Below are 25,877 nucleotides of genomic sequence, written 5' to 3' on the forward strand. Positions count from 1 at the left end.
CGCTGTCAATCCTCCCTTTGATATCAGCATTTATATACCCATTACCCGCTCTGCGTTTTGCCAAAACGTTCAGTCGATTCGATAAAGAATACTGCTTCCTCCCCGCATACCGTTCAGATCCTGTAGAGCCGTATCCGCTTCGAAACCGCTGTATTCATCTGAAGGGATTTTCGTTCCGTTTTCTTCAATCCATGAAACAAGCTCGCTGTTTCCAGAGTTATTTCCGCTCAGCAGAAAATATTTTACTTTTCCTTCTTCCACAAGCGCCTGAAGCCCGCTGACGGATAAAATCGGATCTGTTCCGTTAAAGCCGCCAAGCGCCATAACGGATTCACCGGCTTCTATAATATAAGGAGCAGCGGTAACGGTTGTCAGCGTCGCAAATAAAAATTCTTCTCCTGTATTGTTCTCCTTTAAATAAGCAAGCAGGCCTTCATCTACTTCGGAGCTGAACATACCTCCCCCGCTTTCTGTCTGCAGCTGCGGACCGGCTTCCGGCAGCACGCTGTTTCCGCCATAAAGAAGCGGTGTTGCCGACCAGTATGCCGGCGCGAGCAGCAGCACACAGATGCCCATAACAGCAAGCTGCTTATGAAACGATCTGCCTCGGCTTATTACAAGCGCGAAAGCAAAGCCGGCACCTAAAAGTCCTATGCCATACAGCCAGCCGATGCCGATTTGTTCGGTGTACGAACTGAGAATATACACTTGAAACATCGAGGCGGCAAGCACAGCAGCCGGCAGCAGCCAGCCCGTCCAGTCCTTCTGCTGTTTAAACAAATCATTCAGCGCATACCAGCCAATGCCGGACAGTGCCGCAATCGGCGGAGCGAGCATAATTAAATAGTAATGATGAAAAAAGCCGGCGACACTGAAAAAAGCGGCTGCCGGGACAAGCCAGGCTGTCCAAAAAAGAGTTTCCTGCATTTCTTTTATTTGAAGGTGCTCACGGCGGCTGCGGAACGAGCGGACCGCCATGCCAAGCAGGCCAAACAGCGCAAATGGAAGCATCCAGCTGATCTGGCCGGACAGGGCTGACTGAAACAGCCGAAGCGGCCCGGCCTCACCCGTTCCATACATATTCATGCTTTGTCCGCCGCCCGGCATTCCTCCGCCAGGCGCACCCTGCCTGCCGCCATTTCCATCCATAAAGGCCCCGTCATCGTCTGGAGGCCGCCGCATTCCTGCTCCGTCCCGCTGATTGCCGGCACCCGCTGCTCCATCCGGCCGGCCGCCTCCTCCCGCATTGGCCAGACCGGTTTCCTGGCCGAGCAGCCGTTCCGTTCCATTATAGCCAAACGCCAGCTCCAGCACGGAATTGGTCTGGCTGCTTCCCACATACGGCCGGCTTTCTGGCGAGATGCTGTCCACGGCAAGCGCCCATGAAAGCGAGACACCTGCCAGCACGGCAGATGCCAGAGAAAGCGAAATAAGCTTTCGCTTCCAGCTCCCGCCTGCTGCGATAAAATAAAACACAAAAAAAGCAGGGGCTGCCATAAAGGCCTGGAGCATTTTCATATTAAAAGCAAGACCGACTAAGCCAAACGCTGCCAGCAGCCAGCCCATTTTATTTTGATTTACTGCTTTCATTAAGCACCATGTCCCGGCAAGCAGGGTAAACACAAGCAGGCTGTCAATATTATTCGTCCGGCTGACGGCTGCTGCAATCGGCGTCAAAGCCATGACAAGAGCCGCGGCCCGTGCCGCTCCTCTCCCAAATGCCGGCTTGATCATACTATAAAGAAGCCATACCGACCCGGCACCTGCAAGCACCTGCGGCAGAATTACGCTCCATGTATGAACGCCAAATACAAGAGCGAAAATCGTTTGAATCCATAAAGCAAGCGGCGGCTTATCGACCGACACGAACCCCGACGGATCAAATGACGCATAAAAGAAATTATGAAAGCTCTGTGTCATGCTTTTGACCGCTGCCAGATAATACTGGTTTGCCGCATCGTCCTGCCAGATGTTAAAGCCATTTAAAAAAAGGGCTGCCAGCAGAATACAAAGCAGCACTCCATCCATTTTCATCCGTTTCATCTCACTGCTCCTTCTCTTTTTTTCGTTTAGTTTAAAAGACAATGGTGAAAGTACGATGAAAAGCTCAGCCGGTTTTTTAAATCGTAATAATTCTTTTTTAACTCTCATACTTATATGTTAAACCGGCCGAATTGAAAAACAGCAGAAAAGGAGAAACAGATGAATCATTCCATCCGAGCCCATTTGTTGAATATTACCTGGCTTTTGTTTATCCTGGCCATCTTCTACTTTCTTTTTCTGAAAGACCTTTCCGGCATACGGGACCCTGTCTCGCTTCTGCCGCCTTCTTTTTTGCAGCTGAATACCGTTTTTTTAAGCATTTTGATTGAAGCCGTCCCTTTCGTGCTGGCAGGTGTGCTCATTGCCGGCTGCATCCAGATCTTTGTTACGGAGGAGCATGTAGAGAAATGGATGCCGAAAAACCGGTTTGCCGCTGTTTTGGTAAGCTGTGTGGCCGGCGCCTGTTTTCCGGCCTGTGAATGCGGCATTGTGCCGATTGTCCGCCGGCTTGTGGCAAAAGGCGTGCCGATTTACGCGGGTGTCGGTTTTCTGCTGACGGGACCGCTCATTAATCCGATTGTTATTTTTTCCACGTACATGGCTTTCGGACATGATGCAAAAATGGCCGGACTGCGAATGGGAGCCGGCTTTATAGCTGCATTGGCCGTGGCGCTGCTCACCAGCCTGTTTTTTAAACGAAGCCAGCTGAAGGAAGAAGCCAGTCATCCTCCGCTTTCTGCTGCAAACGGGAAGGCCCCTTTTTGGACCCGGGTGCGGGACATGCTTACCCATTCAATTGATGAATTTTTTGATATGGGAAAATATTTGATCCTGGGCGCGTTTTTTGCCGCCTTTGTACAAACGTATGTAGCAGCGCAGTCGCTTTTGCAGATCGGCGAAGGCTGGGCATCCTCCACTCTCGTCATGATGGCGCTGGCGTATGTACTGTCTCTTTGCTCGGAAGCAGATGCGTTTATCGGCGCTTCTTTCCGCCACCTGTTCCCGGCTTCTTCTATCCTTGCTTTTTTAATTTACGGGCCGATGATTGACTTAAAAAATACGATGATGCTCCTCAGTGTGTTTCGCCTGCGGTTTGTTGTTATCCTGATTTTCTTGATCACGATAACTGTTTTTGCATGTGCCGGCGTTCTCGCCTGGCTGTAAAAGGAGGAGAAAAAAGTGGTCATTCATGTTCAGCAGGCCTTCCGGGCAGTTATTCTGGCAGCTTTTGCGCTTTTTCTGCTCCGCCTTCATGGAAACGGGGAAATTACAAAATACATCAACCCGGAATATATTCTCCTCAGCAAAACAGCAGCTTATCTGTTTCTTTTCCTTTTGCTTGTCCAGCTTTTTCGGATCGCCGGAAAAAAACCAAAATCAGCGCATACCTGCTCTCATACCTGCGGCTGCGATCATGATCATGCCGGCCAGCCCGGCAAAAAAGTACTGTCCTACTCGATTCTTGTTTTCCCGCTGCTAACGGGGTTTTTCCTTCCTCCGCAAACACTGGGCGCTTCCATGGCTGCGAAAAAAGGAATGGTTTTCACAGCGCAGACAGCGGATTCCTCCACGCAGGAAACCGATTCGGCTCTTTACGACCACGCGGGCATTGCTGCCAGCCGCAAAGAAATGAAGCAGTCTGAATTCGAGAGGCATATGAGCCGGCTCGAGCAGGATTCATTGATTCATATGGAAAACGAGGTATTCGAGCCTTATTACAGAGAGATCAGCACGGAGCCGCAAAACTATGCCGGCCGTACTGTGAGGATGTCAGGGTTTGTATATAAGGAAGACGGCTTCCGGCCGGATCAGCTGGCTTTAACGCGTTTTTTAATTACCCACTGCGTTGCTGATGCAGGCAGCATTGGATTTTTGACGGAATTTGACGAAGCAGCTCTTGTGGAACAGGATATGTGGCTTGAAATAGAAGGCACCATTGAGCTTACGCAATACGACGGGACAGAGATGCCGCTTTTGAAGGTGACATCGTGGGAGGTCATTGAGGAACCGGATGACCCTTATGTGTACCCGGTTTATGTAAAACTCCTGTAAAGAAAGCCGGTCCAGAAAACTGGCCGGCTCTGTTACTTTAAGCTTTCAAGCGCTTTTTTTACATTGGCAAAGGTATGAAGAGCCGCGAGATCAATTTGGCTGCTCACCATAATCTGCGCCAGTTCAGGTCGCAGGCCGGTTGTCAGAACCTGGATCCCCATTAATTTGAGCATGCTTCCAATCTGATGAAGATATTCAGCCGTCTCGGCCGTAATGGTATAAATGCCCGAGAAGTCGGCAATCACATAATTAACATCCATTTCGGCTATTTTCGGTACAACCTGCTCAATAATATAATCAGCACGGTAGCGGTCAATCATGCCAACGAGAGGAAGAACCACAATTCCGTCTTTCACAGGGATAACCGGTGCTGACAACGCTGCCAGTTCTTTGCGGGTTGCTTCTGTCCGTTCCTCAAAAAGCTGTTCAAATGCGATGATCGTTTCGTTTAAGCTGATATCAAGCAGCAGATTAATCCGCCTGTTAACCATTGTATTTTCTTCTATGGACAAGCCGTGTTTGATGCTGATTTCTTCCAGTATCTCGGCAAACACTTCTCTAGTCGGCGGATACCGAACGGCTATTTCTGATATTCTGCCATTTCCAGCAGCCTGCATGGCCGCGTTTTTTTTGCTCCATTCAATAAAGAAGTCAGGTACCCCTTCTTTATTTTCCTGTACAAGTGAATCCGCGATAAAACGCAGAAACTCCACATACATGGTAAATGCCTGTTCCTTTTCCCACTCGGGGATTTCCAGGTTCAGCTTCCGCAGGACACCTTCCACTACCTCTCCGGCCAGGAAATCCACATGCTCATTTAGATAGGCAGAGAAACGCAAAAATCCACTCATCGACCCTTCTCCTTTTTTTTCTGTTAATTTACTTATTATAACCTATAATGTGCTCTTTCAATCAATCTTCTAATCGCTTCTCCGCTAAAAATTTACTGAAAATCAGGAAAGAAAGCGGCGGAAACCTTTTATCGCTTCAGCTCGTGCCGGCTTCCTGCTTGAATGAAAAAATCATTTGCAGTTTAAGCCGGTTTTAAAAGAATAAATTGATATAGAAGTGAATAAACTAACAACAAAGCGGAAAGACTCTTTGTATCTATCGTCCGCATTTTTTAAAATTTACTATTTGTTTAAATGGAATGGAGTGAAATAGAGTGAATATTCGTCAGGATGCCTGGTCAAAAGAGCACGATCTCCTGCTCGCCAATACGGTTTTAAAGCATGTAAGAGAGGGAAGCACCCAGCTGAAAGCATTTGAGGAAGCCGCAGACATGGTCAACCGCACCGCAGCCGCATGCGGGTTTCGCTGGAATGCCGTTGTCCGCCAGCACTATATTGAAGCAATGGAAACAGCTAAAAAAGAAAGAAAACAGCTTATGCGCATGAAAAATAAGCCTGTTAAACAAACAGCCGGGCAGCAGGCGCCTTCTTTCCATACAGAAGGCCAGGAGAGCTCGATTACCATGTCGGATGTTATTCATTATTTAACAGCCATTGCTCCCTCGAGCAATGCAGATTCAGTGCAGGAGGAAAATAACCGGCTGAAGCAGGAGCTTGAAGCCGTAAAAAAAGAACTTCTGGAGCTGAAAGAAAGCTACACCTCCATGCAGGAGGATTATGAATCTCTTATGCAAATCATGGAACGCGCCCGCAAGCTGGTTGTTTTTTCAGAAGAATCCCCTGCCCCGGTAAAGTTTAAAATGGAGCGAAACGGAAATTTGGAAAAAGTGGCGGAATAACGGTTGTTAACGGCCGTTTCCGCTTTTTTTATTGGTGGAGGGCATTTCGAAAGAAATCAGTTACTCCCTGTTCATTCCCTGATTCGTTTGTTCAGCGGAAAGAGTGCTCGTATCAATGAGCAGGTTGACGATGAGGTTTTGCTGTGTGAGTGTTTGCACAGATCCGTGGCCGCCTGCTTTAGCCCGCTTCAGCACAGGGGGAACAAGAAATTTGAATTTTCCGCTCTGTTCATTGGACGTAATAATAAGCCCCTCTTTTATTACAGAATCCAAGAACGAATGCTGCAGGCGGTAGACCGGCTTCAGATGGTTGTTTCTCATAGTTGATGATCCTCTTTTCTTTTATACAATCAATTTTTCATTATAGCAAAAGATCACTTCAAAGAAACTTTTTTATCCTAAATTCTTACCAACTGTTTTTTGCAGCTGTTTACGCAAAATAATTGTTTATCCATCTTTACCGGTTTAATATGGAAAAGTAAGCATTTCAATTTTCAGGGGGAAACGGGCGAATGAAATCAATAACCGTTCAGCATTATGATGCGTTCAGCCAGACAGCCGGCAAAGGAAACCCGGCAGGAATTGTTTTTCATGCGGATGATTTAACAGAAGAAGAAATGCAGGAAATTGCCTTGAAAGTCGGTTTTAATGAAACAGCTTTTCCGCTTAAATCGGAGGCGGCTGACTTCAAAATCCGTTATTTTACTCCCGGCCATGAAATAAACCTTTGCGGGCATGCGACCATTGCCGCTGTTTATGCGTTAAAAAGAAACGGCTGCCTGGGAACGAAAACGGACATTACGATTGAAACAAAGGCAGGCATTTTATCAGTCAAGGTTAAAGATGAACGGTTTATCACTATGCAGCAGGCAGCCCCCCGGTTTGAAGCATTTAAAGGTTCAACAGCCGGCCTGGCCGCTTCTATTGGACTGACGGAAGAGGATATTGATCCGCGCCTGCCCATTTTATATGGAAGCACCGGCACCTGGACCCTGCTTGTACCGATTAAAAAGCTTGATGCTTTTCCAAATATGAAGCCAGACAATGTTCGGTTTCCTGCTGTTTTAAAAGAGAAGCCGGCGTCATCCATCCACTCTTTTTGCCTGGAAACGTATGACCTGCATGCGCATATGCATGCGCGGCACTTTTCCTCTCCTTTTTCCGGCACAACAGAAGATGCCGTGACCGGAACAGCCGCTGGTGTAATGGGTGCGTACTATGCGGATTATATACACAATCCGTTTAAGGGCTCCTTGCATCTTACCGTGGAACAGGGACAGGAAATGGGGAAAGATGGACGGGTCATGGTTGATGTGATCAAAAAAGAAAACAGCTATGATATTGAAATTACCGGCACGGCTGTTTACGTGAAAGATTTTGATATTTTCCTGGAAGAAGAAAAACTAAACTCTCCGGCTTAAATTTTCAGCAAAAAAGACCTTACCGGTATAAGGTCTTTTTTTATGGGCTGAAAACGGGCTGTTTTCTTTTAAAAACAGTGTCAGGGGCTGCAGTCTGCCGGCGGTGCTGATTTAAGCGAAGGTTCCTTTTACGATGGGCCGCTTGTTTTCGACCATGACGCGCCCTCTGGCCAGCACGCTGTGGATTTCCAGACTGTCTTTTTCAAGCAGGACTAGATCAGCATCCTTCCCTTTTTCAATTCCTCCTTTGGCATGCAGTTTCAGTATTTTGGCCGGATTAGAGGTAATTACGCGAAGAGCTGTTTCTAAAGGAATGCCTTCAAGCTGGACAGCGTCCTTTACTTCTTCATATAAAGACATCACGTTTCCTACTTGGAGGCCTGCATACTCTCCGTTTGGATGAAAGCTCGGCAGGCTTGCCTGTCCATCGGAGGAAAAGGTAATGTTTGAAACCGGCACTTTTTCCTCAAGCATTAAACGGAGCGCTTCACTGCTTTTGACTTTCCCTCTTTTTCCATACGCGCCAGCCGCGCTTGTCGTAAAATCCACATATCCCCCTTTTAAAGCATATTCAATGCCAGCGTGAAAAAGCTCCGCATTCCGGTTTATATGGGTGGGGTGAAAATGGTGAATGGGCAGATCTGTCCGGGTTACCATTTGTTCGAGCAGCTGAAGCTTGTCCGGGCTGTCACCGACATGAATTTCGAGCAGGCCCGCTTTTCCTGATAACATTCCGCCATTTCGTGCAGCCGCCGCTGTTTTAGCCAATTCGTGAAATGTCGGCTGGGAAGAACGGTGGTCAGAAATGGCAATTTCCCCGACACCAATAATTTTATCGATAAAAATCAGATCGCTTTCAATGGAGCCGGTCAGTGTTTTGACGGGTATCTGGTAAGAGCCCGTGTGAATATAACAGGTCAGCCCTTCTTCCTCAAGTGCATTTGCTTTAGCGAGCAGGCTTTCCATCCTCCGGGTTGTCCCATCGGTGCCCAGCACTCCGACAGCCGTCGTGATTCCCGCCATTGTGGCATCAGTCAGCGAAAGCTCAGGTGTCCGGGTTTTAAAGCCGCCCTCTCCGCCGCCGCCAATTAAATGAACATGGGCATCGATAAAGCCCGGTACAACAAGTCTGCCTTCTGCATCAATTTCCTGTACAGCCAGCCCCGCTGCCGAAAGGTCCAGCTCGCTTCTGATATCAATAATCTTTCCTCCCGCAAGCAAAAGATCCTTTCTCCCCTTGTATGAAGGTGCGTACACTTCCCCATTTTTCACCACTGTAAGCAATCCGGCTCCTCCTTATGAATCTTATTTTCTTTATACATATTCATTCTCAGAAAAAAAAACACCTTCTATCATAAAAGGTGCCGGGCTGCGGATAAACGAAATTGTTTAGATAAGCTGAATAAGTGGTTTTACATGCTGTTTTTTTAAAAGAATTACATAGTGATCAAAAACTTGTACCTTACCTTCATTTTTTCAAGCAGCTGGCAGGGCTGTTTTATTGTTCACGCTGCTCTTCCTGCGCCCACTGGCTGTACAATGGATTAAACGTGCCGTATGCAACGAGCTTCCCATTTTTATGAAATTCCATAAATCCGTACCGCTCGAGCCAGCGGTACGCATTTTTTCTTTTTTCATCGTCAAACACAACAAATAAATATTCATTGGGTTTTAAGCGAAGGCGGAAATCCAGGATGATGTGAAGTGCTTTTCTCAGCCCTTCAAGCCCGCCTTTTCCTGTCGCTTTTTCTTTCACTCCTTTTGGACTTCGATTTTTCCATTTGTTCGCTTTTCTCCGGGAATCCGTAATGATCGCGGCCGCGTTCCATACGTAAACAACCCGGTCAGAGACAAATTCCTTTTCACGCCAGAAATACACATGCACTGATTGGCCGTTGTGTAACTTTTCGGAGTACCGCACCTGGCTTTTTCGTGTTTTTACCAAGTCCCTCACCAATCGCCAGCTCCTTTCTTTTTATTATCGTCTTAATAAAAAAGGAAAGCCTCTACCGAAATAGAGACTTGAGAGTGCAGACAAAGTTAGAAAGCAGGCTGATTGAAAACGTTTGGCTTTCCAGGAACGCAGCCGGCCGGGAAGCGGAGTGACCTTTTGGGTCATGAGCATTCACAGCCGGCAAGTGACGCCGAAAGCAAGCGTTTGTCAACAGCTTGAAGCCTCTGCCGAAATAGAGGCTTGAGAGTATAGACATGTCATTTGTGATTAGCTTCGCTATGAAGCAGCAGGCGGCTTATTCTCCCTGCTCTTCAGCATTTTGAAATGCAGTTGATACTTTTTCAAACTCATCATCATCGTCAATTATTGACAGCTGTTCAGGGTCTTCGCCTTTTAAAAAGAAAACATTGACTTCTTCATCTGTGTCTTCCTCCAGCTCATCCGTAAAAGCGACCGCCATGTATTCTGTTCCGTCCATTTTAAGCGTGCCAAGCACTTCGATTTCCTGCTCCTGGTCATTTTCATCCACTAGTGTAAGAATGTCGCCCGTTTCCACTTTTTCCATTTTATCTGCCCCTCTCAGTAGTGTGTGAAACTATTTCCTTCGATACTTTACCCTATTTTTGCTTTTTTATTTTCCCTTTCCAAAAGAAAGGATTAAAAACTGCCCAATGTACTATCTTCCTTTAAGCTCCATGCTGCCTTCTTGTCTCTTTTGAGAAGATTCGGGGCGGCGGCCGGCAGAACAATATCAATAGTAGTGCCTTCTCCTACCCTGCTGGAAATATTAAAGCTTCCTTTGTGATTTTCAATAATTTTCAGGCAGGTCATCAGCCCGAGGCCTGTTCCTTTTTCTTTCGTCGTGTAAAAAGGTTCGCCAAGAGTCGGAATCCGGTCTTCGGGAATGCCGACTCCCTGGTCGATAAACGAGAGAGCCACATTTTTATCCGAATTCTTTTTTATTTCCACTTGAATCAGCCCGCCATCAGGCATTGCTTCAATCGCATTTTTTAAAATATTGACAAAAACCTGCTTGAGCTGGTTTTCTTCGCAAATAATATCCGGTATATCATCTGTGCAGGCAACCGTAATCTGGACATTATCCATAATCGCCTGTGAGCTGATCAGGGATACAACATCATCAAGCAGCGGCTTTATATGTACCCGGCTGAATTTCACCACATTGGGCTTGGCAAGAACGAGAAACTCTCCAACAATGGCATTAATCCGCTCCAGCTCCCCCAGCACAATCCCTAAAAATTCTTTATGATCACGATGCTCGATATCTGCCTGTACAATCTGAATAAACCCTTTAATGGATGTAAGCGGGTTGCGGATTTCATGTGCGATTCCGGCCGCCAGCTGGCCAACCACCGCCAGCTTTTCCGACTTCTGCAGAAGAGACTGCGTCTGCTCTCGTTTATCCGTAATATCTTTCCCGATATAAAGAATAGCATCCTGGCCCTCAAACACAATGTTCAGGGAAGAAAATTCAAAGAAAATCGTTCGTAAATTCAGGCATGTCAGCCTGTACACAGCATTCAGCAGGAAAATTGATTCTTGACTGACTTTTTGGCTGTGGCCGGCGGCCTGCTTCCTGTAGCCGTCATCCATGAATTCCAGCAGCGAACGCCCCTCGAGCTCCTCTTTTCTCCGGGCCCCCAGCATCGCTTCGGCTGCTTTGTTTACATATAAGATCACATTGTTCCGGTGAATAATGACCGACTCGGGAAGCATCTCGATTAACTGCTTGTAATTTGCTTCACTGCGCTTTCTCCGCAGCTGGTCATATTTTAATTTGTCGTACTGCCAGCCCACAAACCAGGCAATAAAAGTCGCTATAAAAAAATCACCTATTCCTTCTGTAAACCGTTCATCAGAAAAAATTGATTCGATCACAGTAAATAATATGGATACACTGATTAAAGCCATTTGTCCTGTTTTTTTCATCGGAACCCTCCTCTTTTTCGGTCAAAGTCAAAGCCGCCCCAATGCCTCTATAAAAATCTTTTATTATGGCACAAAACGTAACATATATTTATATATTGCTACATAAAGAACAAAAAACCTATTTTTTTCATTCGACAAATATTGACAAAGCTGCTTTCAAAAAACGTCGGACGGACAATCCCTTATACTTTTCGAAGGGGGTGCCGATAAAAAAAGAGGAGGTGATTTTTTGGATATCGCAGCTTTATCAGTGGGCATGACACAGGCTTCTCTCAGCCAGAGCGTCAGCATTGCATTGACGAAAAAAACAATGGACATGGCCCAGCAAAATGCCAATCAAATGGTGCAGATGCTGCAGGCCCCGCACCCGACGCTCGGAAAATCAATTGATGTAAAAGGGTAAAAGAAAAACATGCATTCAAGCCTTATGGAATGCATGTTTTCTTTTTATCGAAAAACAAACTTGCCAGGAGCCTTTACCTCCGTTTTTAAAGAACTCCGGACAAAAAATTCCCAAATCGGTCATTTATGCAGCGAAACAAGCGGTATGACAACTCCTTTTTAAAAAGTGCAGAAGAACAGCGCTTGGTCCAGGAAAGAAATGGCGGCATTCGCGTGGCTCCGCGTTCCATGGGGCAGGCGATAAGCCCGTCTTCCCCGCTCCGCGGCTCTGCCGGTCTTATCTGCCTGCTTGTCCCATTGAAGTCTACGCCCCGCGCCTGCCGCCCTGGCGGGGAGGAAAACAGCAGGATTTATTTTTCTTCTGCATTCCAAAGGAAAAGAGCCCTATTATTCATGTATAACTGTTTTTCTTGAAATGGAACGGGCGGAGGGCTGGCGGCGAAGAACTCCCCCAGGACGAGCGGACAGCCTGAAACAGGCAGCACGAAGCGGTGACTGGTTCAGCGTTCGCCCTGACGGAAAGCGAAGCCGCCAGCCCGCAGCCCACTATGCCGCTTTTTAAAAGAATTCTTACAGGACAGTAAACGGCTTCATTCAACTTCTATAGTTTGTCGACAGTCTGAAACATACGTGCAAATGCATGTTTCAGACTGTTGAAAAAAGAGAGCCGTGCAGAAGATATCCATATAGTATTTGACGTTTACTTTTCCAATAGAAGGGAAAAGTAATCAACGGCGGAGTTAATAGAAAAAGAAACGTTTTTGAGTCGTATGTACTCGCGTTTTCTTTGTTCAGCGGTACAGAACCGCTTTTCGGGTTACTGACACAACTGAAACCTGTTAAAAAATCTTAAAAGAAATGAGGAATGTAAAATGGCAGTATTATACACAGCTAATGCAACAGCGGTAGGCGGAAGACAGGGCCGGGTCGTTTCTTCTGACAATGTACTGGATTTGGATTTAAAAACTCCTGAAGGACTTGGCGGCCAGGGCGGCCATGGAACAAACCCGGAGCAGCTATTCGCCGCCGGCTATTCCGCCTGCTTTGATGGAGCGTTAAATCTTGTTATCCGCAAAAAAGGAATTAAAGATGTTTCTTCAACAGCCGTTACGGCAAGTGTATCTATTTTAAATGACGAAGCGGACGACGGCTTTAAAATTGCCGCCGAGCTTGAAGTGGAAATAGAAGGGGTAGACAAAGAAACCGCACAGGAACTTGTAGAAGCAGCCCACCAGGTATGCCCGTATTCCAAAGCAACAAGAGGAAATATCGAAGTAAATTTAAAAGTGGTATAAGCCGTACTTTGAACCATGCTGACGGCTGCATCATGAATGAAATACAGCGAAAAAAGGGGACGGGCACAGCCTGTTCCCTTTTTCGCTCTTATTGATTCGTATCTTTAATTCTCTTATCTCCGCACCACATAGGAAGACAGCGGCCTTTCCCCTTCAAACCCTTCCCCGTTGTCAATAACGCCGAGTTCTTTCACAAAGTAATACAAAATGGTGATGTATTCTTTTAAGCTTGCGGCAAGAACCACGCGCTCGTCGTATTCATGGTCGACTTCTACAATCTGCCCGTACTGCCCTTTTGTATCAGGATCTAAATCAATGGCGATAAAGTTTCCGCCGCCGTCATGGTGAATCGGAATTTTATTGGACAGCATTTCATTGTTTTTCACAAATCCTTCCGGAACCGATTGAATGGGATACCGGCCTTCCACATTGCGCCCGGCATTTTTTACCTCGCGCATCATTTCGCTCAAATTTATTAATGGATTACCGCCAATATGGCCATAAGCTGCTCCTTCCTGTTCAACCCCTTCGAGCCACGCTTCTTCATCGTTGCCGTTACAAAGCGTGTAAAGAAAAAGAAAATCTTCAATAGGTTCCGCTTCATAGAAACGAAAAACGGATAAAACCTGTTCTGTCTCGTTTCCAGGCAGCAGCGGTGTACAAAGCCCGCCAAACGTTTTTTTCAAAAAAGCATCATATTCCGCCCAGAGAGCCCCAAACGAAACTTCTTTATAGGCATCGAGAAATTGTTCGATACCTGGAACAGATTTATATACTTTATATCGGTTATCCATTTTCAGAAAGTCCTCCTCATTTCGTTCCCTGCTTCCATCCCTTCCGGTCACACAGCGCGGTAATATGAGCCAGATGGTGACGGCCATGCCAGGCATACATGCCGATATTTTCACCGACAGTCACGCGGCCGGAGTCAGGATGAATAAAAACCTTTTCCAATTCCTCTTCCGTCAGGCCGGATAAAAGCCAGGTCCACCGCTCATGCAGCGGCTCAAGCAAAGCAAGGGAGGTCTCCACCGGCATCCGGCTGTCCGGTAGCTTTGCCCAGGCTCCTTCCTCATATGGCTTAATCATAGGCGTTTCTTCGGTCAGCGCCAGCTTAAAACGAATGTAAGCATTCATATGGCTGTCAGCCAGATGATGCACAACCTGCCGTACCGTCCAGCCGCCGCTTCGGTAAGGCGTATCGAGCTGTTCATCGGTGAGCGGTGCCGCTGTCCTGCGCAGCTGTGCAGGCAGTTCCCTGATTTCTTGAATCCATTGATCCGTTTCCTGCTTCGTAATCGGGCCTGTCCAGTTAAACAAGCCAATTGGAAATTGTTCGTTCATTTTGCCTGCCTCCTGTTTATCAAATCGGGTTCATATAAAATGCCTGCATGTTCAGGCACCTTTCCATAACGAATCCAGCTCTGGGCTGTTTCATTGAATAAAGCCGGGTCGGCCATCGGAAAACCATGGCCAATATGAGGAATTACACAGCCTGTACAGTTTGGGCTGCTTTCAACAAGCGCCCGCACCGATTGCTTCATCATCTTTTTTTCTTTTCCGCCGGCCGTTACCAGTATACGCCCGCGTGCCTCTGGAAAGAAGTCTGGTATACGGCAGGCCATATTTTCTTTCAGCATATTCATGTATGTTTCCTTCGATAACTGCAGGCTTTCCTCGTAGTACGTATGAAAATGGTCCGGATCAATGTACATTGATTTTGCCTGTATACGGGAAAATGTCCTGTTTTTAAGCAACGGCAGCGACAGTTTCATGATCAGTTGAAGAGTTCGTGAAAAAGGAATCGGCCTGACTAACGCGCTGTTAATCATGGCGCAGTCAATCAGGTCCGGCCTTTTGCCAAGAATCGAGACAGCTGTTTGGGCGCCCAGTGAAAAACCGATCACAATGATCTCTTTATCTGCCGCTTTCCGCTCAATCAGCTCAATAATTTGTTCAGCGGCATTGTCAATGGAAAAGGGCGGTTCATTTTCAACCAGAGCCGGCACGAGGCAATGATAATCAGCAAAATAACTAAGCTGCTTTTCCCACATCCAGCCGCCTGTTCCGCCGCCGTTTAAAAAAACGAGCAGCGGGCCTTCCTTATTTCCATGCTCTGTATACTTCACCGTTTACTCTCTCTCCCTTTATCCATTCAATGGCTTCCCGAAAAGCTCCTTCTGCCGCTGTATGATTATAATGAACAGAAAATGGATCACTGAAGCCATGCCGGGCAGGCCACTGCACTGTGCGGATGCCCGGCTTCTTCATTGAATTCAGTACATCCTCTACATGAAAAGAAAGCTCGGTTTCCGGAAAAAAAAGCAGAACAGGGCAGGACGGCGAAACCTGCAGATAATCCCGAATGCGGGAGCCGTAATAGCCGACAATGCCGCCCAGGCCTTTTTCTTCACTGCAAAGCCAGGCAACAGTGGCGCCTGCGCTGAACCCGACCAGAAAAATGGCTTTGTATTCTTTTTTCAATCGGGCAATCAGCTGCTTTACGTGGAACGCCGCCCGGGCAAAGCCGATTCTTTCCGTAAAATAGGCATACGCTTCCTTTTGCTGTTCATACGAAAAGACCCGCTCTTCTCCAATCAGGCTGGGACACAGGACTTCCAGCTGCTTGTCCACCAGCTTCTGGCACATATGCTTCATATGTGAATTAACCCCGTAGATTTCGTGAAGAACAATCACAGCGGTTTTCTCTTTCATCAAGACTGTTTTTCCAGTTCGACAACATGCGGGCCTGCTTTCTCAAAGCCCCGCTCTAATATTTCCATGTTCGTTAACAGCTCTTCGTCGCTGACCAGCTTTTCTTCATCTCCGAGGATAACAGCATGTAAATTATCATAGACCTTTCCATAGTCCCCTTGAGGAGTTGGAATCGTTTTTTTCTGTTCTTCGCCGTTCGAGTCGATATAAACAGCCTGTCCGTACGCCCGTTCCAGGTCCTGGCCAAAGCCTTCCACTTCGGGCATAATGCCTGCTTTCAGGCAGGCTTCCTGCTGGTCGATGCCATATTTAATGAAGCTGCCTTTTTTTCCGTGAACAATAAACTTCGGATAGTCCATTTTCACTAAATGGCTTGTTTTAACGATCGCTTTCATATTTTCATAAAAAAGCTGCGCTTCAAACGTATCATCCGGGTTTTCTTTGCGGCGGACAGAGCGGATATCGTACGCCACATAGCGGGGGCGGCCAAATAATGAAATTATCTGGTCAAGCGTGTGAACGCCCAGTCCGTAAAAAGCTCCGTTATAGTAAGCGCCTGGAGCCGGGTCTGCTTCCGGCCGGAAATAATCAAAATGGGATTCGATTTCGACAATCTCACCCAGGTATCCTTTTTCGATCACTTCCTTGACAGCCAAAAAGTCGCCATCAAAACGGCGGTTTTGAAACGGCATAATGGCAAGGTTTTTTTCCTTTGCCAGCATCAGCAGCTCTTCTGCTTCTTCTCTTAATGAACAAAACGGCTTTTCCACCAGGACATGTTTTCCATGCTCCAGGCACTGCTTCGCATAGCTGTAATGAGTGTCGGGGGGCGTACAGATGGAAACAAGCTGAATATCGGGATCTGATAAAATTTCATCCAGCTCGTCTGTAAACTGAATCGCTGCTTCTGTATAGTTTTTTTCCAGTTCAGGCTTTCGTTTCCGGTTGAAAATGGTTTTCACTGTTAAATGGTCGCGGATGAAAACATAAGGAAGATGATACCGGGTTGTGCTTTTTCCGAAGCCGATAAATCCGATTGTTAATTTCACGCCAAAACCTCCAGTTTATTTTTTTATTGTATAAATGTAACTTTATCAGATTTATGTACAGGTGTAACAGCCTGAAGAATAAGCTGGCCTGCTCTTGTAAAAACAAAAGGGAATGCCCGGACGAATCCGGGCATTCCCTTGTCCTATGGAAGGATAGGCGTGTATGTTTATTTAAAACAAGCTGCTGAGCATCATATATCGGTCTTTTAATTTTTCATCATCGGATTTGTCGGCTGTGTATTTCGTTACGTCACGTTCACGGGCCAGGATATAGACTGCGTCATCTTCTGCTGCCATTTTCGTAAGGATATGCATCGCTTGGACGTCTGCTGCTGCACCGGTATGAAGTTCGTGTAACGAAGTCATTGCTTTTTTCCTCCTCTTGGTTCAGTTTTATCTAAAGGCAACCTACTGAAAGAATGAAAGAAAATCCGACAAAACATACAACGCTGAATAAACAGCTGCTTGCCTGCCTGGTTCTGCGGCAGGTTTTACTTTTTTACCCTCAAGTAAAACAGGATAAACATGTTTTTTAAAATTTTATTGTTTGCTTTTGTTCCGCTTTTGAAAAAATTGGCGAACCGGCGGAATAAACACACAAAGAACGATGAAGATAAAGATAACCATTTCTATTGTTTCCATCACTAAAAAAGGATTGAAAATGTTCCTGATTGATGCGTTTAAATCCGGGCTTCCTCCAAAAAAATCAAGCGCAGCGGCCACCCCCATTAACGCAAGCAGCAGAACGAATGAAATTCCGATTACCTTCACTTCGCTTCACCTTCTTTTCCTCTTCCTTTATGTCTGACAAAAGCCACCAGAAGAACAAGAGCCGGCAGAATCACTTGAAAAGGAAGATGCAGATACAAAGGAACGAGCTTAATTCCTTCTTGAATATGTTCCGGAAGGCTCCCTGCGATCATGATAGATAAAAGCAGGACTACCACTCCAAGCGGATACGCAAGCTGGCTTGGCTTTTTCACTTTAAATAAATCGGCAGCAGCGGCGACCGAAACATAAAGAAACAGCGTGATTTTAACGAATCCGCCGATGATCGCTGCAAGCATGAAATAGACGTCCAGCCGCTCAAGAAAATCCGCCAGCTCAATCGACTGAATGGTTGCAAGCAGCGGAAAAAGAGATCGGTTCACCAGTTCTACTCCGAGCACGCCTGTATTAGCGGCCATAATACTGGCCAGGACAAAGCCGCTTGCAGTAATCGCCAGCAGGCCGGTCCGTTTCACTTTTTTCGGATCTGTTACATACGGCATGATCATCATAAAAGCGAAAATCTCGCCGAAGGGAAAATAGATGGTCTGGGTAAAAGCCGTTTTCACGATAGGCGCCAGCCCTTCACCCATAACAGGCTTTAAATTCCCATAGTCCAGCGTCCCTCCTGCCGCAATAAGCAAAAAGGCGCTGAGAAAAAGAAAAGCCAGCACAATAAAAAGCAGCTCTCCTGTCCGCGCCAGCACTTCAATTCCTTTACGGATGGTGTACACAGCCAGCAGAACCATCAGCAGATTTAATACGAATAAAGGTGTTTCGACATACGCAATCGTTATCAGCATTTCTCCAAAGTCTCTCACTACTCGCGCCGAGAGATACAGAAAATAAAGAATATACAGAAAAGCGACGATTTTCCCCGGCACACTCCCGATAATATGCCGGACAAAGTGAACAGGAGATTCATCCGGATAATACCGGAATAGAGCGTAATAAATCAAAAAAATCCCGCAGCCCCCCGCTGCCCCGATTAAAATCGCCAGCCATGCCCCCTGTTTCGCTTCAATGGCAAGAGGCACGATCATGGCACTGCCCAGTTCGAACAGGACAATGAGAATAAACAGCTGAAAAGCGCTAATCCTGGCTTTTTCCACGGCATTCCCTCCTATTCATATTTCTCTTTTATTTCTGAAAGATTTGGCGCTGTCCGCAAGCCGGTCCGACGTATAAATGCGTCAACGTTTACCTTTACTTTCAGATTCGGAAAGTAATCGTCATTCCAGTTGTTTCGCAGCTTTTTCCATTTATCAGCATCTTTGCGATAAACCGTTTGCCCAAATCCGAAAATATCCGTTTTCTTATTTTGAGTTTGTTTAACAGTCCGCTCCAGCTGCTCTTTAATTTCTTTTTCAGCCGTTTTTTCAAGTTCATGGATCACATTCGGATCATCCAGTTTTACAGGCGCTTCTGTTTCCCGAATCATCCCTTCGGCTTTTACATTAACAGTAATCTCCGGAAGGTCTTTTGATGTATCTGCCGAAACGGATGTGCTCTGGCGGATAACACTGTAGGTAATAGCGTCTTTGTTTTTTTTCCAATCCAGAAGGACGTCGGTTTGTTTCACCCGGTCCAGTATCCACACCACTCCTCTGGCCATATTCCCTGAATAAAAATCGACTAATTTGTCTTCTTTAAAAATGGCCAGGCCGTCCGCTTTTACGATCGTTTCCGGCTGAGACTGCTGTATGTTCTCCTGCTTTTTCCCTTCTTTCACATCTCCTTCAAGAGTAAAGCTGCTGAGCACCGGTTCAATGCCGGGAGACGCACTGGTTTTAATAAAATCCTGAAGGCTGACGGTTATATTTTCTCCTCTCATTTTCTCGGTCACGTCTAACGTTTTGTATATTTTTTCCGAAGGTAATTTTTCGACGGGTGACAATACTTTGATGAGGTCTGCTGCGGGACTTTTTTTTGCAATAACAAGCTGGGCGGTGTTTCGAAATTCTGCATTGCGGTCAAATGAGTCCAGCAGCGTATTCAACGGCTGCTCTCTGGCCAGGTCCTCCCCGATTACAATTAAATTGGCATGAGGATGATACAGCTGCCGGGATATTTCCGCGGAAGCATTTATGTGTACATCTACAATCGATTTCCCCTCCGCTGTTATGACGGTCACACCCGGCGCCTGTCCTCCTCCGCCGCCCTGAAGGCCGCTTGAGACATTTCCCGGATTGATAATTTGAATGGCTTTCATATAGTTTCCGTCTTCATCCCGGTCAATTCCCACAGCGGAAATCAGGGCCAGCTCCGACAGTTCTTTTTTGCTCCAGCATCCTGATAAAAATGCCATACTGATCATCATAGTCGAAAAAAGAATCCATTTACGTTTCATCTTTCTCCTCTTTTCTCGTGTAATGTTTCATGCCCCGGGATTCAGGGGGCTTCGGTTTTTGGTTTTTCCCTTCCCGTGTGCGGTTTTCAGCAGCGATCAGCTGCGGCCGTTTCCCGAAAGCCCAGAGCGGTTTTCTGACAATTGTATCTCCCAGTTCCGACGGAATAACCGGCGCCAGCGGGCTCATATACGGTATGCCGAATGAACGCAGGCTGCACAAATGAACAATTAGCATAATCAATGCCAGTATCAGACCATAAAACCCGAACATAGCTGCACTGACCATAAATAAAAACCGGATCAGACGGGCCGAGATTGCAATAGCGTAGGATGGAGTCGCAAAGCTTGCAATCGCAGTGATCGCAACGACAATAAGCATGGCCGGAGACACAATTCCCGCCTGCACGGCTGCCTGACCGACGACGAGACCGCCGACAATCGAAACGGTCGCGCCGATGGCTTTCGGCAGCCGCAGCCCCGCCTCCCGCAGAATCTCAAAGGTGACTTCCATAATAATGGCCTCCACAAAAGCGGGGAACGGCGAGGATTCACGCTGGGCCGCCACAATAATGGCCAGTGCCGTCGGAATCATTTCCTGGTGGAAGGTTGTCGCCGCAATGTAAACGGCAGGCCCCACAAGCGAGATGAAAAAAATAAGCACACGCAAAAAGCGGATGGCTGTTGAGATATCAAAACGGGCATAATAATCTTCCACCGACTGGAAAAATTGAATAAACACAGCAGGCGCAAGCAGTACAAACGGCGTGCCGTTCACAAAAACCGCCACTCTTCCCTCCAGCAGGTTGCCGGCAACAGCATCCGGCCGTTCGGTATGATAAACCGTAGGGAAGGTCGTCATCGTCTGGTCTTCAATCAGCTGTTCGATATAGCCGGACTCCAAAATGCTGTCAATGTCAATTTGTTTTAACCGTGTCCGCACCTCATCGACAATTTCCTTTTTGGCAATTCCATTTATATACATAATGGAGACACTCGTTTTCGTCATTTTGCCGAGATTCATTGATTCGACCCAGAGATCAGGGTTGTTGATAATGCGCCGCACCATCGCCTGGTTTGTTTCCAGCGACTCAGTGAATGACTCCTTGGAGCCGCGGATGGCCACATTGGTCGTCGGCTCCTGCACGCTGCGCCGCTGGCCTCCCTGTGTGCTGGCCATTAAAGCCTCCTCGGAGCCATCAATAAGGATGAGCGCATTTCCCGACATTAAATCGGCAAACAAATCATCCCACTTTTTCACAGATTTAATGCCGCCAATTGCGACAACATCGTCCTTGATCGTTTTCATTGCTTTTTCCGGAGAAAGCTCTTTTTGCAGCTCTGCATTATTCATCAGGGATTCAATTAGAAAATCATGAATCGACTGGTCATCCACAAGCCCTTTTACATAAACAACCGCTGTTTCCAGTTCAGCCTGTGCGCCTCCAACCTTTATTGGCCGGATCACAACGTCTGGACTGTTCCCTGTTTTCCGCTTAATTTTATCAAGATTGGCTGCAAGAGACGTATACAGAGCGTCAGGCTGCTTTTGGCTGGCTTCTCCGCTTTTCCCTGCACTGGATTCTTCACTTTTTCCTGCCTGCATCGGGCCGGTTTCTTCTTTTTTCTTCTCCTGCCCGGAACCTGGTTCTTCATTTTTGGAAATTTGTATTGATTTTTTTCTTCGTTTAAAGAAGGAAGCCATAGCACCTTTTACCTTTCCTTGTATGTTGAACTCATTATGTCCGAAAGAAATATTCTTATTCTCCTGCAAATGCGCCGGTCCTAACAGAAGAAAATAAAAAAAGCACCTTCCGGGGAAGATGCTTCAAAGTGCTGAAAAACAGAACTGTTAAAAAGATATTCTGTTTTTGGGCTAAGACGGCCTTCTTTTTAGCAGTCAGTGACAATCATTTTTCTATTGCCTGAAGCGCTTTCTCGGACAAATACCTGTTAGCTTTGTATCTGCTTTTTGAATGAGGCATACCGCCTGCAATTCGGAACACGCTTAATATGAATAGGTTTATACTATTTAACCCTTTACAAAAAACGAGCCTGGATGTTTTTATATCCCTTTTCCCATCCTTACATCCATTGCGGTTTTCACCACATCGTAATGATGGCCCTGCAGGCTCTGCAGGCATTGGAGCAAATGAAACTGTGTGCAGCCGTTCCATAAATGCAGGGCGAGCTTTCCGAGTTCGACAGCGGCACCGCACAGGTCATAAGCGGCAGCTTCTTCTTCCCAGTCAAGAATCCAGTCAACCGGGCTGCCGTGCGTTTCCAGTTCATCCACGATTTTTTCAAAAATAATTGGTACAGCCAAAATGTAGCAGGCCGCCGCATATTCCGGGTCCGTTTTGGCGTCCTGCCACTGAAGCTTTGTGATCGTGTAGTTCACTTCATGCTGGTCATCAACAAAATACATAGGCGGGCACCGCTCCTTTTTCAGTGTTTGCTGTTCGATCGTCCGCTTCTTTCCAATATACCCACACTTTTCCCTATTCAGTCCCATCTGCTCCGGCCGCTTCATGTAAATGAGCGCAGCCGCTTTTCTTCTGTTTTTTAAACTGCTGATCGATTTCCGCAGCGGATACCGGCTTTCCGAAAAGATAGCCCTGCATTTCCCGGCAGTTTACTTCCTTTAAAACAGAAGCCTGGCTTTCACTTTCAACTCCTTCGGCAATTACATGCAAATCGAGGTTCCGGGCCAGATGGACAATCGACGTCAGGACAGTCTGGCCCGCTTTGCTGCTGCCGATTTTGCTGATAAACTCCCGGGCAATTTTTACGCGGTCGACCGGATAGCCCGCCAGATAGGACAGAGAGGAATAGCCTGTGCCAAAATCATCAATAGAGATCGTAATTCCAAGCTGCTTTAACGCCTGTAATTTGAAAATCACATCATTCAATTGATTTAATGCCGTTGTCTCGGTAATCTCCAGTTCAATGAAGTGAGGCTCTGCGTTTGTTTCTTTCAATATTTCCGCGACAGTATCAACCAGGTTTTCCTGATAGAGCTGATATGGTGATAAATTGACCGCTACCTTCACCCGATGGCCTTCATCATTCCACTTTTTCACCTGTCTGCAGGCTTCATAAAGCACCCAGTTTCCAATCGGCAGAATCAAGCCGGTTTCTTCCGCCAGCGGCACAAAATCACCGGGAAAAACCACTCCCAAAGAAGGGTGATTCCAGCGCAGCAGCGCTTCAAGGCCGATAATTTCTCCCCTTTCCACATCAATCTGCGGCTGATAATGAAGAAACAGCTCCTGCTTTTGTAGAGCCTGGCCAAGATCTTTTTCGATCAGCGTTTTTTTCAAAAAATGCTGACCGGTTTCACTATAAAACCGGTAATGCCCCTTGCCGTTTTCTTTTACCTGGTACATGGCAAGATCCGCTTTTTTCAGCATGCTGTCCGGTGCTGTGCCGTTTCCATCATAAAAGGCAGCCCCAATGCTTGGTGTGCTCGCAATTTCGTGGCCTTTTATATGATATGGCTTATGCAAAGAATCGAGAATGGTCCCGGCCGCCTGCTCCGCCTCTTCCCTGCCTGAAAGGCCTTTAATAAGCAGCGTAAATTCATCTCCGCCCTGGCGCGCGACGATGTCTTTGTCCCTGACGCAGTTTTTTAGCCGGTCCGCAACCGCTTTGAGCAGCTGGTCACCTATATCATGGCCGAGGGTGTCATTGATGTTTTTAAAACGGTCAAGGTCAATGAAGAAAACCGCAAACGCTTCATTCGCCTGTTCTGCGGCTGCCGCCGTTTGCGCCAGTTCTTTTTCAAAGCGGGCCCGGTTAAACAGGCCGGTTAATGAATCACGGTAAGCGAGATATTTAATTTGTTCTTCATTTTTCTTATTTTCTGTTATATCCTTGCCGATCCCGAAAATGCCGACCATTTTATTTTTCACGATAATCGGTATATTCGTCACATTCATATGATAAAACTCGCCCATTTTATTGCAGAATGAGAGTTCATAGCTTTGTGACCTGGCTTCCGTTAGTTTCGATAGATAATCCCGCCCTGTTTTCGGGCTGTGTTCAGGAATAGAAGCCGCCAGAGAAGATAAAGGCATTCCTGCGAGCTCTTTTTGCTCATAGCCTAAAAGAGCCGCCCCGGCCGTATTGACACTTTCAAAGTTTCCTTCCAAATCAAGCGAGTAAACGGCATCCGGATGATACTCAAAAAGAGATTTATAGCGCTCTTTACTAATCTCCAGCTCCTCCGCTTTTTGAGACAGCGTATCAAGCAGCCGCCGGTTTTCCAGAATCATAAACACCTGCCTGATCATCACGAGAATAATAGAAACCGCACATCCAATCGTTACCGCATCCAGTTCATGTGATCTGACAATCATAAAAACAAACAGAACAGCCACATTTATGTAAGGCAGTGAAAGGCGAAGAAAATCTGTTTTTGGAACCACTGGCTTTTCTGCCCGGGCTTCCCTGCTGTCTGCTGGCTCCGTTTTTTGAAGAATGCCCGCAAAGCCAACAAGCAAAAGGCCAAGAATAAAAAGCGGATCTACAAGGCTTCCGGAGAAATACTGGTCAATAGAAACGAAATACAAAAAAATCGTATCAGCAGAAATTTGGACGATTAAGCCGGCAAAAATAAAAAAAGCGATATTCGGCTGCAGCGTTTCCCGCCGGCTGAAATAAATACTGAGCGCGCTCACTAAAAGAGCCAGGTCCCCAACCGGATAAGCCAGTGAAATACCTAAAGCGAAATGGGTGCTATCCGGCTGCAGCATAATGGGCCGGATAATATACTGCCAGCTGAACGTAAAAGCCACCGTCATCATGATGGTCATGTCGAAAAGAAACCGGGCCAGCTCAAGCTGTTTTTTTTGTTTTTTTATCCTGGAAACAAAAGCTGCCAGAAAAAATACCATCTGTAAAATATAAAATAAATCCGGCGATCCGGGAAAAGGCGTTTCTTTCCCCAAAATACTTTCATAATACATCCACAGCAGCTCTGCTAGAAAATAGCTGAAGCTGCCGAGAAACAAAAACAGCCAGAAAAACATGTCCGGCCGGCGGCTTCGTTTAAAGGCGGCACCGAGCCATACCGCCCCGATTAAACTTCCCAAAAGAGAGAAAAAATTCCCTCCCCAGGTGAGCACTTCCGTTTCGCCTTTCCACACCATAATCCATATGTAGTATGAAGCAATAAAGATGATTATAAAGAACATCCAAAAAAGGTTTGTTTTTTTATAATCCATTAGTCACAACCCCCTCATTCAATCAAAGTCCTTTTCCCCTCCTTTTAAGCAATTAAACCTCTTTTTAGTCGTATTTTCCCTGTGTCTATCTACACAATAGACGGCCGATTTTTGCGGATTTTCAGCATAGAGTGAGCATTGCGCTGAAATTCATATGGAACGCGGATTTCTTCCGTTTCACAGCCCCGTTCATGAAGAATGTTGATGATTTCCTCCAAATGCTCGTACCGGTTTCCTGCCAGGCTGACAAGCGGAAAAATCCGGATTTCTTCCTTTGCCACACGCAGCAGTTCTTCGATCACTTGAAGATGAAATCGTTTATCAAGCCGGTCACTGTAAGTGAATAAAAAGTGTGCAGATAAAATCAGGTCGAACTCACCGTCTTGAAATGGCAGCTTCGGCAGGACAGCCGGGACGTAGCGTTCCGGATGAGCAGCCATATGTGCCGCACAGTCGGAAAGCGCCCGGGTGCGGTGCTCAGCAAGGTCCGCCACGCTGCGAAAATAATCCCAGACGTACTGCTCGCGGGCCTGTTCCACGCTTTCCATTGCATGCTTTACATCCAGCTTTCCTTTTGCGGCAAGCGCCTCTCCCTCGTGACAGTACGCAATATCACATGCTGTAATGTCCAGCCCCTGCTGCCCGCCGGCTGCTGTAAATGAACACGCACCAGCCGGACAGTCGAGCACCTTTTTCCCCTGCAGCTCATCCATAGACAAAGAAAACATTGCCATATACTCCTCAAACGTACGGCCAATAAAAACAATTCGGTTTAATTCCATTCCTCTCACTCCTTTTTTAGAAATAAAAAAAGGCCTCCCATCCTTAAAAAGGACGGAAGACCCGCGGTGCCACCTTTGTTCGTTCCATAAGAAACGCGCTTATCCGGACGGGCTGAAAAGC

Annotated in this window: 26 protein-coding genes and 1 other annotated feature (1 of these 27 cut by a window edge); of the genes, 6 read left to right on the top strand and 20 right to left on the bottom strand. The window is 46.7% G+C overall.

The window, feature by feature from the left end; all coding sequences use genetic code 11:
• Window positions 1-69: 69 nt before the first annotated feature.
• Window positions 70-2,043: an ArnT family glycosyltransferase gene (locus VP98_RS04515; protein ID WP_046174173.1), complete on the bottom strand. Its 1,974-nt coding sequence runs from the start codon at window positions 2,041-2,043 to the stop codon at window positions 70-72.
• Between the two features lie 159 nt (window positions 2,044-2,202).
• Here VP98_RS04515 and VP98_RS04520 point away from each other — a divergent pair, with 159 nt between their 5' ends.
• Together VP98_RS04520 and VP98_RS04525 are read left to right on the top strand one after the other, a co-directional pair.
• Window positions 2,203-3,207, top strand: a complete 1,005-nt coding sequence (locus tag VP98_RS04520; protein WP_046174174.1) for a permease — start codon at window positions 2,203-2,205, stop codon at window positions 3,205-3,207.
• A 15-nt stretch (window positions 3,208-3,222) separates the two neighbouring features.
• The gene (locus tag VP98_RS04525) at window positions 3,223-4,095 is read left to right on the top strand and encodes a TIGR03943 family putative permease subunit (RefSeq protein ID WP_046174175.1); all 873 of its coding nucleotides are present in this window, start codon (window positions 3,223-3,225) and stop codon (window positions 4,093-4,095) included.
• A 32-nt stretch (window positions 4,096-4,127) separates the two neighbouring features.
• Here VP98_RS04525 and VP98_RS04530 read toward each other — a convergent pair whose 3' ends face one another.
• Window positions 4,128-4,946 carry an STAS domain-containing protein gene (locus VP98_RS04530; RefSeq protein ID WP_046174176.1) on the bottom strand — a complete coding sequence of 273 codons (819 nt, stop codon included), beginning with the start codon at window positions 4,944-4,946 and terminating at the stop codon, window positions 4,128-4,130.
• A 314-nt stretch (window positions 4,947-5,260) separates the two neighbouring features.
• Here VP98_RS04530 and VP98_RS04535 point away from each other — a divergent pair, with 314 nt between their 5' ends.
• Complete coding sequence (locus VP98_RS04535) at window positions 5,261-5,845, top strand: RsfA family transcriptional regulator (protein WP_046174177.1); 585 nt, start codon at window positions 5,261-5,263, stop codon at window positions 5,843-5,845.
• 60 nt (window positions 5,846-5,905) lie between these two features.
• Here the strand turns inward: VP98_RS04535 and VP98_RS04540 are convergent, their stop codons facing one another.
• Window positions 5,906-6,166, bottom strand: a complete 261-nt coding sequence (locus VP98_RS04540) for a hypothetical protein (protein WP_046174178.1) — start codon at window positions 6,164-6,166, stop codon at window positions 5,906-5,908.
• Between the two features lie 191 nt (window positions 6,167-6,357).
• Here VP98_RS04540 and VP98_RS04545 point away from each other — a divergent pair, with 191 nt between their 5' ends.
• Window positions 6,358-7,266, top strand: a complete 909-nt coding sequence (locus tag VP98_RS04545; protein WP_046174179.1) for a PhzF family phenazine biosynthesis protein — start codon at window positions 6,358-6,360, stop codon at window positions 7,264-7,266.
• 111 nt (window positions 7,267-7,377) lie between these two features.
• Here the strand turns inward: VP98_RS04545 and iadA are convergent, their stop codons facing one another.
• From iadA to VP98_RS04565, 4 genes are all read right to left on the bottom strand, one after another.
• Window positions 7,378-8,550 carry a beta-aspartyl-peptidase gene (iadA, locus tag VP98_RS04550; RefSeq protein WP_046174180.1) on the bottom strand — a complete coding sequence of 391 codons (1,173 nt, stop codon included), beginning with the start codon at window positions 8,548-8,550 and terminating at the stop codon, window positions 7,378-7,380.
• A gap of 214 nt (window positions 8,551-8,764) precedes the next feature.
• Entirely contained in the window at window positions 8,765-9,220 is a 456-nt protein-coding gene (locus tag VP98_RS04555) for a hypothetical protein (protein WP_046174181.1), read from the bottom strand.
• Between the two features lie 295 nt (window positions 9,221-9,515).
• On the bottom strand, window positions 9,516-9,785 hold the full coding sequence (locus tag VP98_RS04560; protein ID WP_046174182.1) for a DUF1292 domain-containing protein: 270 nt from the start codon (window positions 9,783-9,785) through the stop codon (window positions 9,516-9,518).
• Between the two features lie 92 nt (window positions 9,786-9,877).
• The gene (locus tag VP98_RS04565) at window positions 9,878-11,170 is read right to left on the bottom strand and encodes an ATP-binding protein (RefSeq protein ID WP_046174183.1); all 1,293 of its coding nucleotides are present in this window, start codon (window positions 11,168-11,170) and stop codon (window positions 9,878-9,880) included.
• Window positions 11,171-11,399: 229 nt separating this feature from the next.
• Here VP98_RS04565 and VP98_RS18470 point away from each other — a divergent pair, with 229 nt between their 5' ends.
• Both VP98_RS18470 and VP98_RS04575 read left to right on the top strand, forming a co-directional pair.
• On the top strand, window positions 11,400-11,573 hold the full coding sequence (locus tag VP98_RS18470; protein ID WP_082087831.1) for a YjfB family protein: 174 nt from the start codon (window positions 11,400-11,402) through the stop codon (window positions 11,571-11,573).
• An 871-nt stretch (window positions 11,574-12,444) separates the two neighbouring features.
• Window positions 12,445-12,867, top strand: a complete 423-nt coding sequence (locus VP98_RS04575) for an organic hydroperoxide resistance protein (protein ID WP_046174185.1) — start codon at window positions 12,445-12,447, stop codon at window positions 12,865-12,867.
• A gap of 113 nt (window positions 12,868-12,980) precedes the next feature.
• Here the strand turns inward: VP98_RS04575 and VP98_RS04580 are convergent, their stop codons facing one another.
• The 13 genes from VP98_RS04580 to VP98_RS04640 all read right to left on the bottom strand — a co-directional run bounded on the left by VP98_RS04580 (window position 12,981) and on the right by VP98_RS04640 (window position 25,756).
• A complete protein-coding gene (locus VP98_RS04580; RefSeq protein WP_046174186.1) occupies window positions 12,981-13,661 on the bottom strand; it encodes an SMI1/KNR4 family protein in 681 nt (226 codons plus the stop codon).
• 16 nt (window positions 13,662-13,677) lie between these two features.
• The gene (locus tag VP98_RS04585; protein ID WP_046174187.1) at window positions 13,678-14,211 is read right to left on the bottom strand and encodes a YfiT family bacillithiol transferase; all 534 of its coding nucleotides are present in this window, start codon (window positions 14,209-14,211) and stop codon (window positions 13,678-13,680) included.
• Complete coding sequence (locus VP98_RS04590) at window positions 14,208-14,996, bottom strand: alpha/beta fold hydrolase (protein WP_046174188.1); 789 nt, start codon at window positions 14,994-14,996, stop codon at window positions 14,208-14,210. Before VP98_RS04590 ends, VP98_RS04585 begins: the two co-directional genes overlap by 4 nt.
• Window positions 14,971-15,582, bottom strand: coding sequence for a dienelactone hydrolase family protein (locus VP98_RS04595; RefSeq protein WP_046174189.1), 612 nt, complete (start codon window positions 15,580-15,582; stop codon window positions 14,971-14,973). Before VP98_RS04595 ends, VP98_RS04590 begins: the two co-directional genes overlap by 26 nt.
• On the bottom strand, window positions 15,582-16,631 hold the full coding sequence (locus tag VP98_RS04600; protein WP_046174190.1) for an oxidoreductase: 1,050 nt from the start codon (window positions 16,629-16,631) through the stop codon (window positions 15,582-15,584). The genes VP98_RS04595 and VP98_RS04600 overlap by 1 nt, the downstream gene beginning before the upstream one ends.
• Before the next feature lie 171 nt (window positions 16,632-16,802).
• On the bottom strand, window positions 16,803-16,997 hold the full coding sequence (locus VP98_RS04605) for a hypothetical protein (protein WP_046174191.1): 195 nt from the start codon (window positions 16,995-16,997) through the stop codon (window positions 16,803-16,805).
• Between the two features lie 174 nt (window positions 16,998-17,171).
• On the bottom strand, window positions 17,172-17,402 hold the full coding sequence (locus tag VP98_RS04610) for a hypothetical protein (protein WP_046174192.1): 231 nt from the start codon (window positions 17,400-17,402) through the stop codon (window positions 17,172-17,174).
• Window positions 17,399-18,511: a GerAB/ArcD/ProY family transporter gene (locus VP98_RS04615; protein WP_046174193.1), complete on the bottom strand. Its 1,113-nt coding sequence runs from the start codon at window positions 18,509-18,511 to the stop codon at window positions 17,399-17,401. Before VP98_RS04615 ends, VP98_RS04610 begins: the two co-directional genes overlap by 4 nt.
• A gap of 11 nt (window positions 18,512-18,522) precedes the next feature.
• Window positions 18,523-19,749 (bottom strand): Ger(x)C family spore germination protein, encoded by a 1,227-nt coding sequence (locus tag VP98_RS04620; RefSeq protein ID WP_046174194.1) that lies wholly within the window; start codon window positions 19,747-19,749, stop codon window positions 18,523-18,525.
• A complete protein-coding gene (locus VP98_RS04625; protein ID WP_082087833.1) occupies window positions 19,739-21,451 on the bottom strand; it encodes a spore germination protein in 1,713 nt (570 codons plus the stop codon). Before VP98_RS04625 ends, VP98_RS04620 begins: the two co-directional genes overlap by 11 nt.
• A gap of 360 nt (window positions 21,452-21,811) precedes the next feature.
• Complete coding sequence (locus VP98_RS04630; protein WP_046174195.1) at window positions 21,812-22,261, bottom strand: DUF2538 family protein; 450 nt, start codon at window positions 22,259-22,261, stop codon at window positions 21,812-21,814.
• Complete coding sequence (locus tag VP98_RS04635; protein ID WP_082087834.1) at window positions 22,248-24,974, bottom strand: DUF4084 domain-containing protein; 2,727 nt, start codon at window positions 24,972-24,974, stop codon at window positions 22,248-22,250. Before VP98_RS04635 ends, VP98_RS04630 begins: the two co-directional genes overlap by 14 nt.
• Window positions 24,975-25,063: 89 nt before the next feature.
• Entirely contained in the window at window positions 25,064-25,756 is a 693-nt protein-coding gene (locus VP98_RS04640; protein WP_231584119.1) for a class I SAM-dependent methyltransferase, read from the bottom strand.
• Window positions 25,757-25,801: 45 nt separating this feature from the next.
• Window positions 25,802-25,877, bottom strand: a binding site (T-box leader) (it continues 163 nt past the right edge of the window).

It is taken from the genome of Domibacillus indicus (assembly GCF_000970685.1).
Taxonomy (GTDB): domain Bacteria; phylum Bacillota; class Bacilli; order Bacillales; family Domibacillaceae; genus Domibacillus; species Domibacillus indicus.

What these genes read in the sequence shown, in the direction of transcription:
- VP98_RS04565 (WP_046174183.1), bottom strand. Translation starts at nt 11,170, where the DNA reads ATGAAAAAAACAGGACAAATGGCTTTAATCAGTGTATCCATATTATTT.
- VP98_RS04585 (WP_046174187.1), bottom strand. Translation starts at nt 14,211, where the DNA reads ATGAACGAACAATTTCCAATTGGCTTGTTTAACTGGACAGGCCCGATT.
- VP98_RS04640 (WP_231584119.1), bottom strand. Translation starts at nt 25,756, where the DNA reads ATGGAATTAAACCGAATTGTTTTTATTGGCCGTACGTTTGAGGAGTAT.
- VP98_RS04530 (WP_046174176.1), bottom strand. Translation starts at nt 4,946, where the DNA reads ATGAGTGGATTTTTGCGTTTCTCTGCCTATCTAAATGAGCATGTGGAT.
- VP98_RS04635 (WP_082087834.1), bottom strand. Translation starts at nt 24,974, where the DNA reads ATGGATTATAAAAAAACAAACCTTTTTTGGATGTTCTTTATAATCATC.
- VP98_RS04620 (WP_046174194.1), bottom strand. Translation starts at nt 19,749, where the DNA reads ATGAAACGTAAATGGATTCTTTTTTCGACTATGATGATCAGTATGGCA.
- VP98_RS04520 (WP_046174174.1), top strand. Translation starts at nt 2,203, where the DNA reads ATGAATCATTCCATCCGAGCCCATTTGTTGAATATTACCTGGCTTTTG.
- VP98_RS04545 (WP_046174179.1), top strand. Translation starts at nt 6,358, where the DNA reads ATGAAATCAATAACCGTTCAGCATTATGATGCGTTCAGCCAGACAGCC.
- VP98_RS04630 (WP_046174195.1), bottom strand. Translation starts at nt 22,261, where the DNA reads ATGGGACTGAATAGGGAAAAGTGTGGGTATATTGGAAAGAAGCGGACG.
- VP98_RS04595 (WP_046174189.1), bottom strand. Translation starts at nt 15,582, where the DNA reads ATGAAAGAGAAAACCGCTGTGATTGTTCTTCACGAAATCTACGGGGTT.
- VP98_RS04605 (WP_046174191.1), bottom strand. Translation starts at nt 16,997, where the DNA reads ATGACTTCGTTACACGAACTTCATACCGGTGCAGCAGCAGACGTCCAA.
- VP98_RS04580 (WP_046174186.1), bottom strand. Translation starts at nt 13,661, where the DNA reads ATGGATAACCGATATAAAGTATATAAATCTGTTCCAGGTATCGAACAA.
- VP98_RS04515 (WP_046174173.1), bottom strand. Translation starts at nt 2,043, where the DNA reads ATGAAACGGATGAAAATGGATGGAGTGCTGCTTTGTATTCTGCTGGCA.
- VP98_RS04625 (WP_082087833.1), bottom strand. Translation starts at nt 21,451, where the DNA reads ATGGCTTCCTTCTTTAAACGAAGAAAAAAATCAATACAAATTTCCAAA.
- VP98_RS04560 (WP_046174182.1), bottom strand. Translation starts at nt 9,785, where the DNA reads ATGGAAAAAGTGGAAACGGGCGACATTCTTACACTAGTGGATGAAAAT.
- VP98_RS04575 (WP_046174185.1), top strand. Translation starts at nt 12,445, where the DNA reads ATGGCAGTATTATACACAGCTAATGCAACAGCGGTAGGCGGAAGACAG.
- VP98_RS04540 (WP_046174178.1), bottom strand. Translation starts at nt 6,166, where the DNA reads ATGAGAAACAACCATCTGAAGCCGGTCTACCGCCTGCAGCATTCGTTC.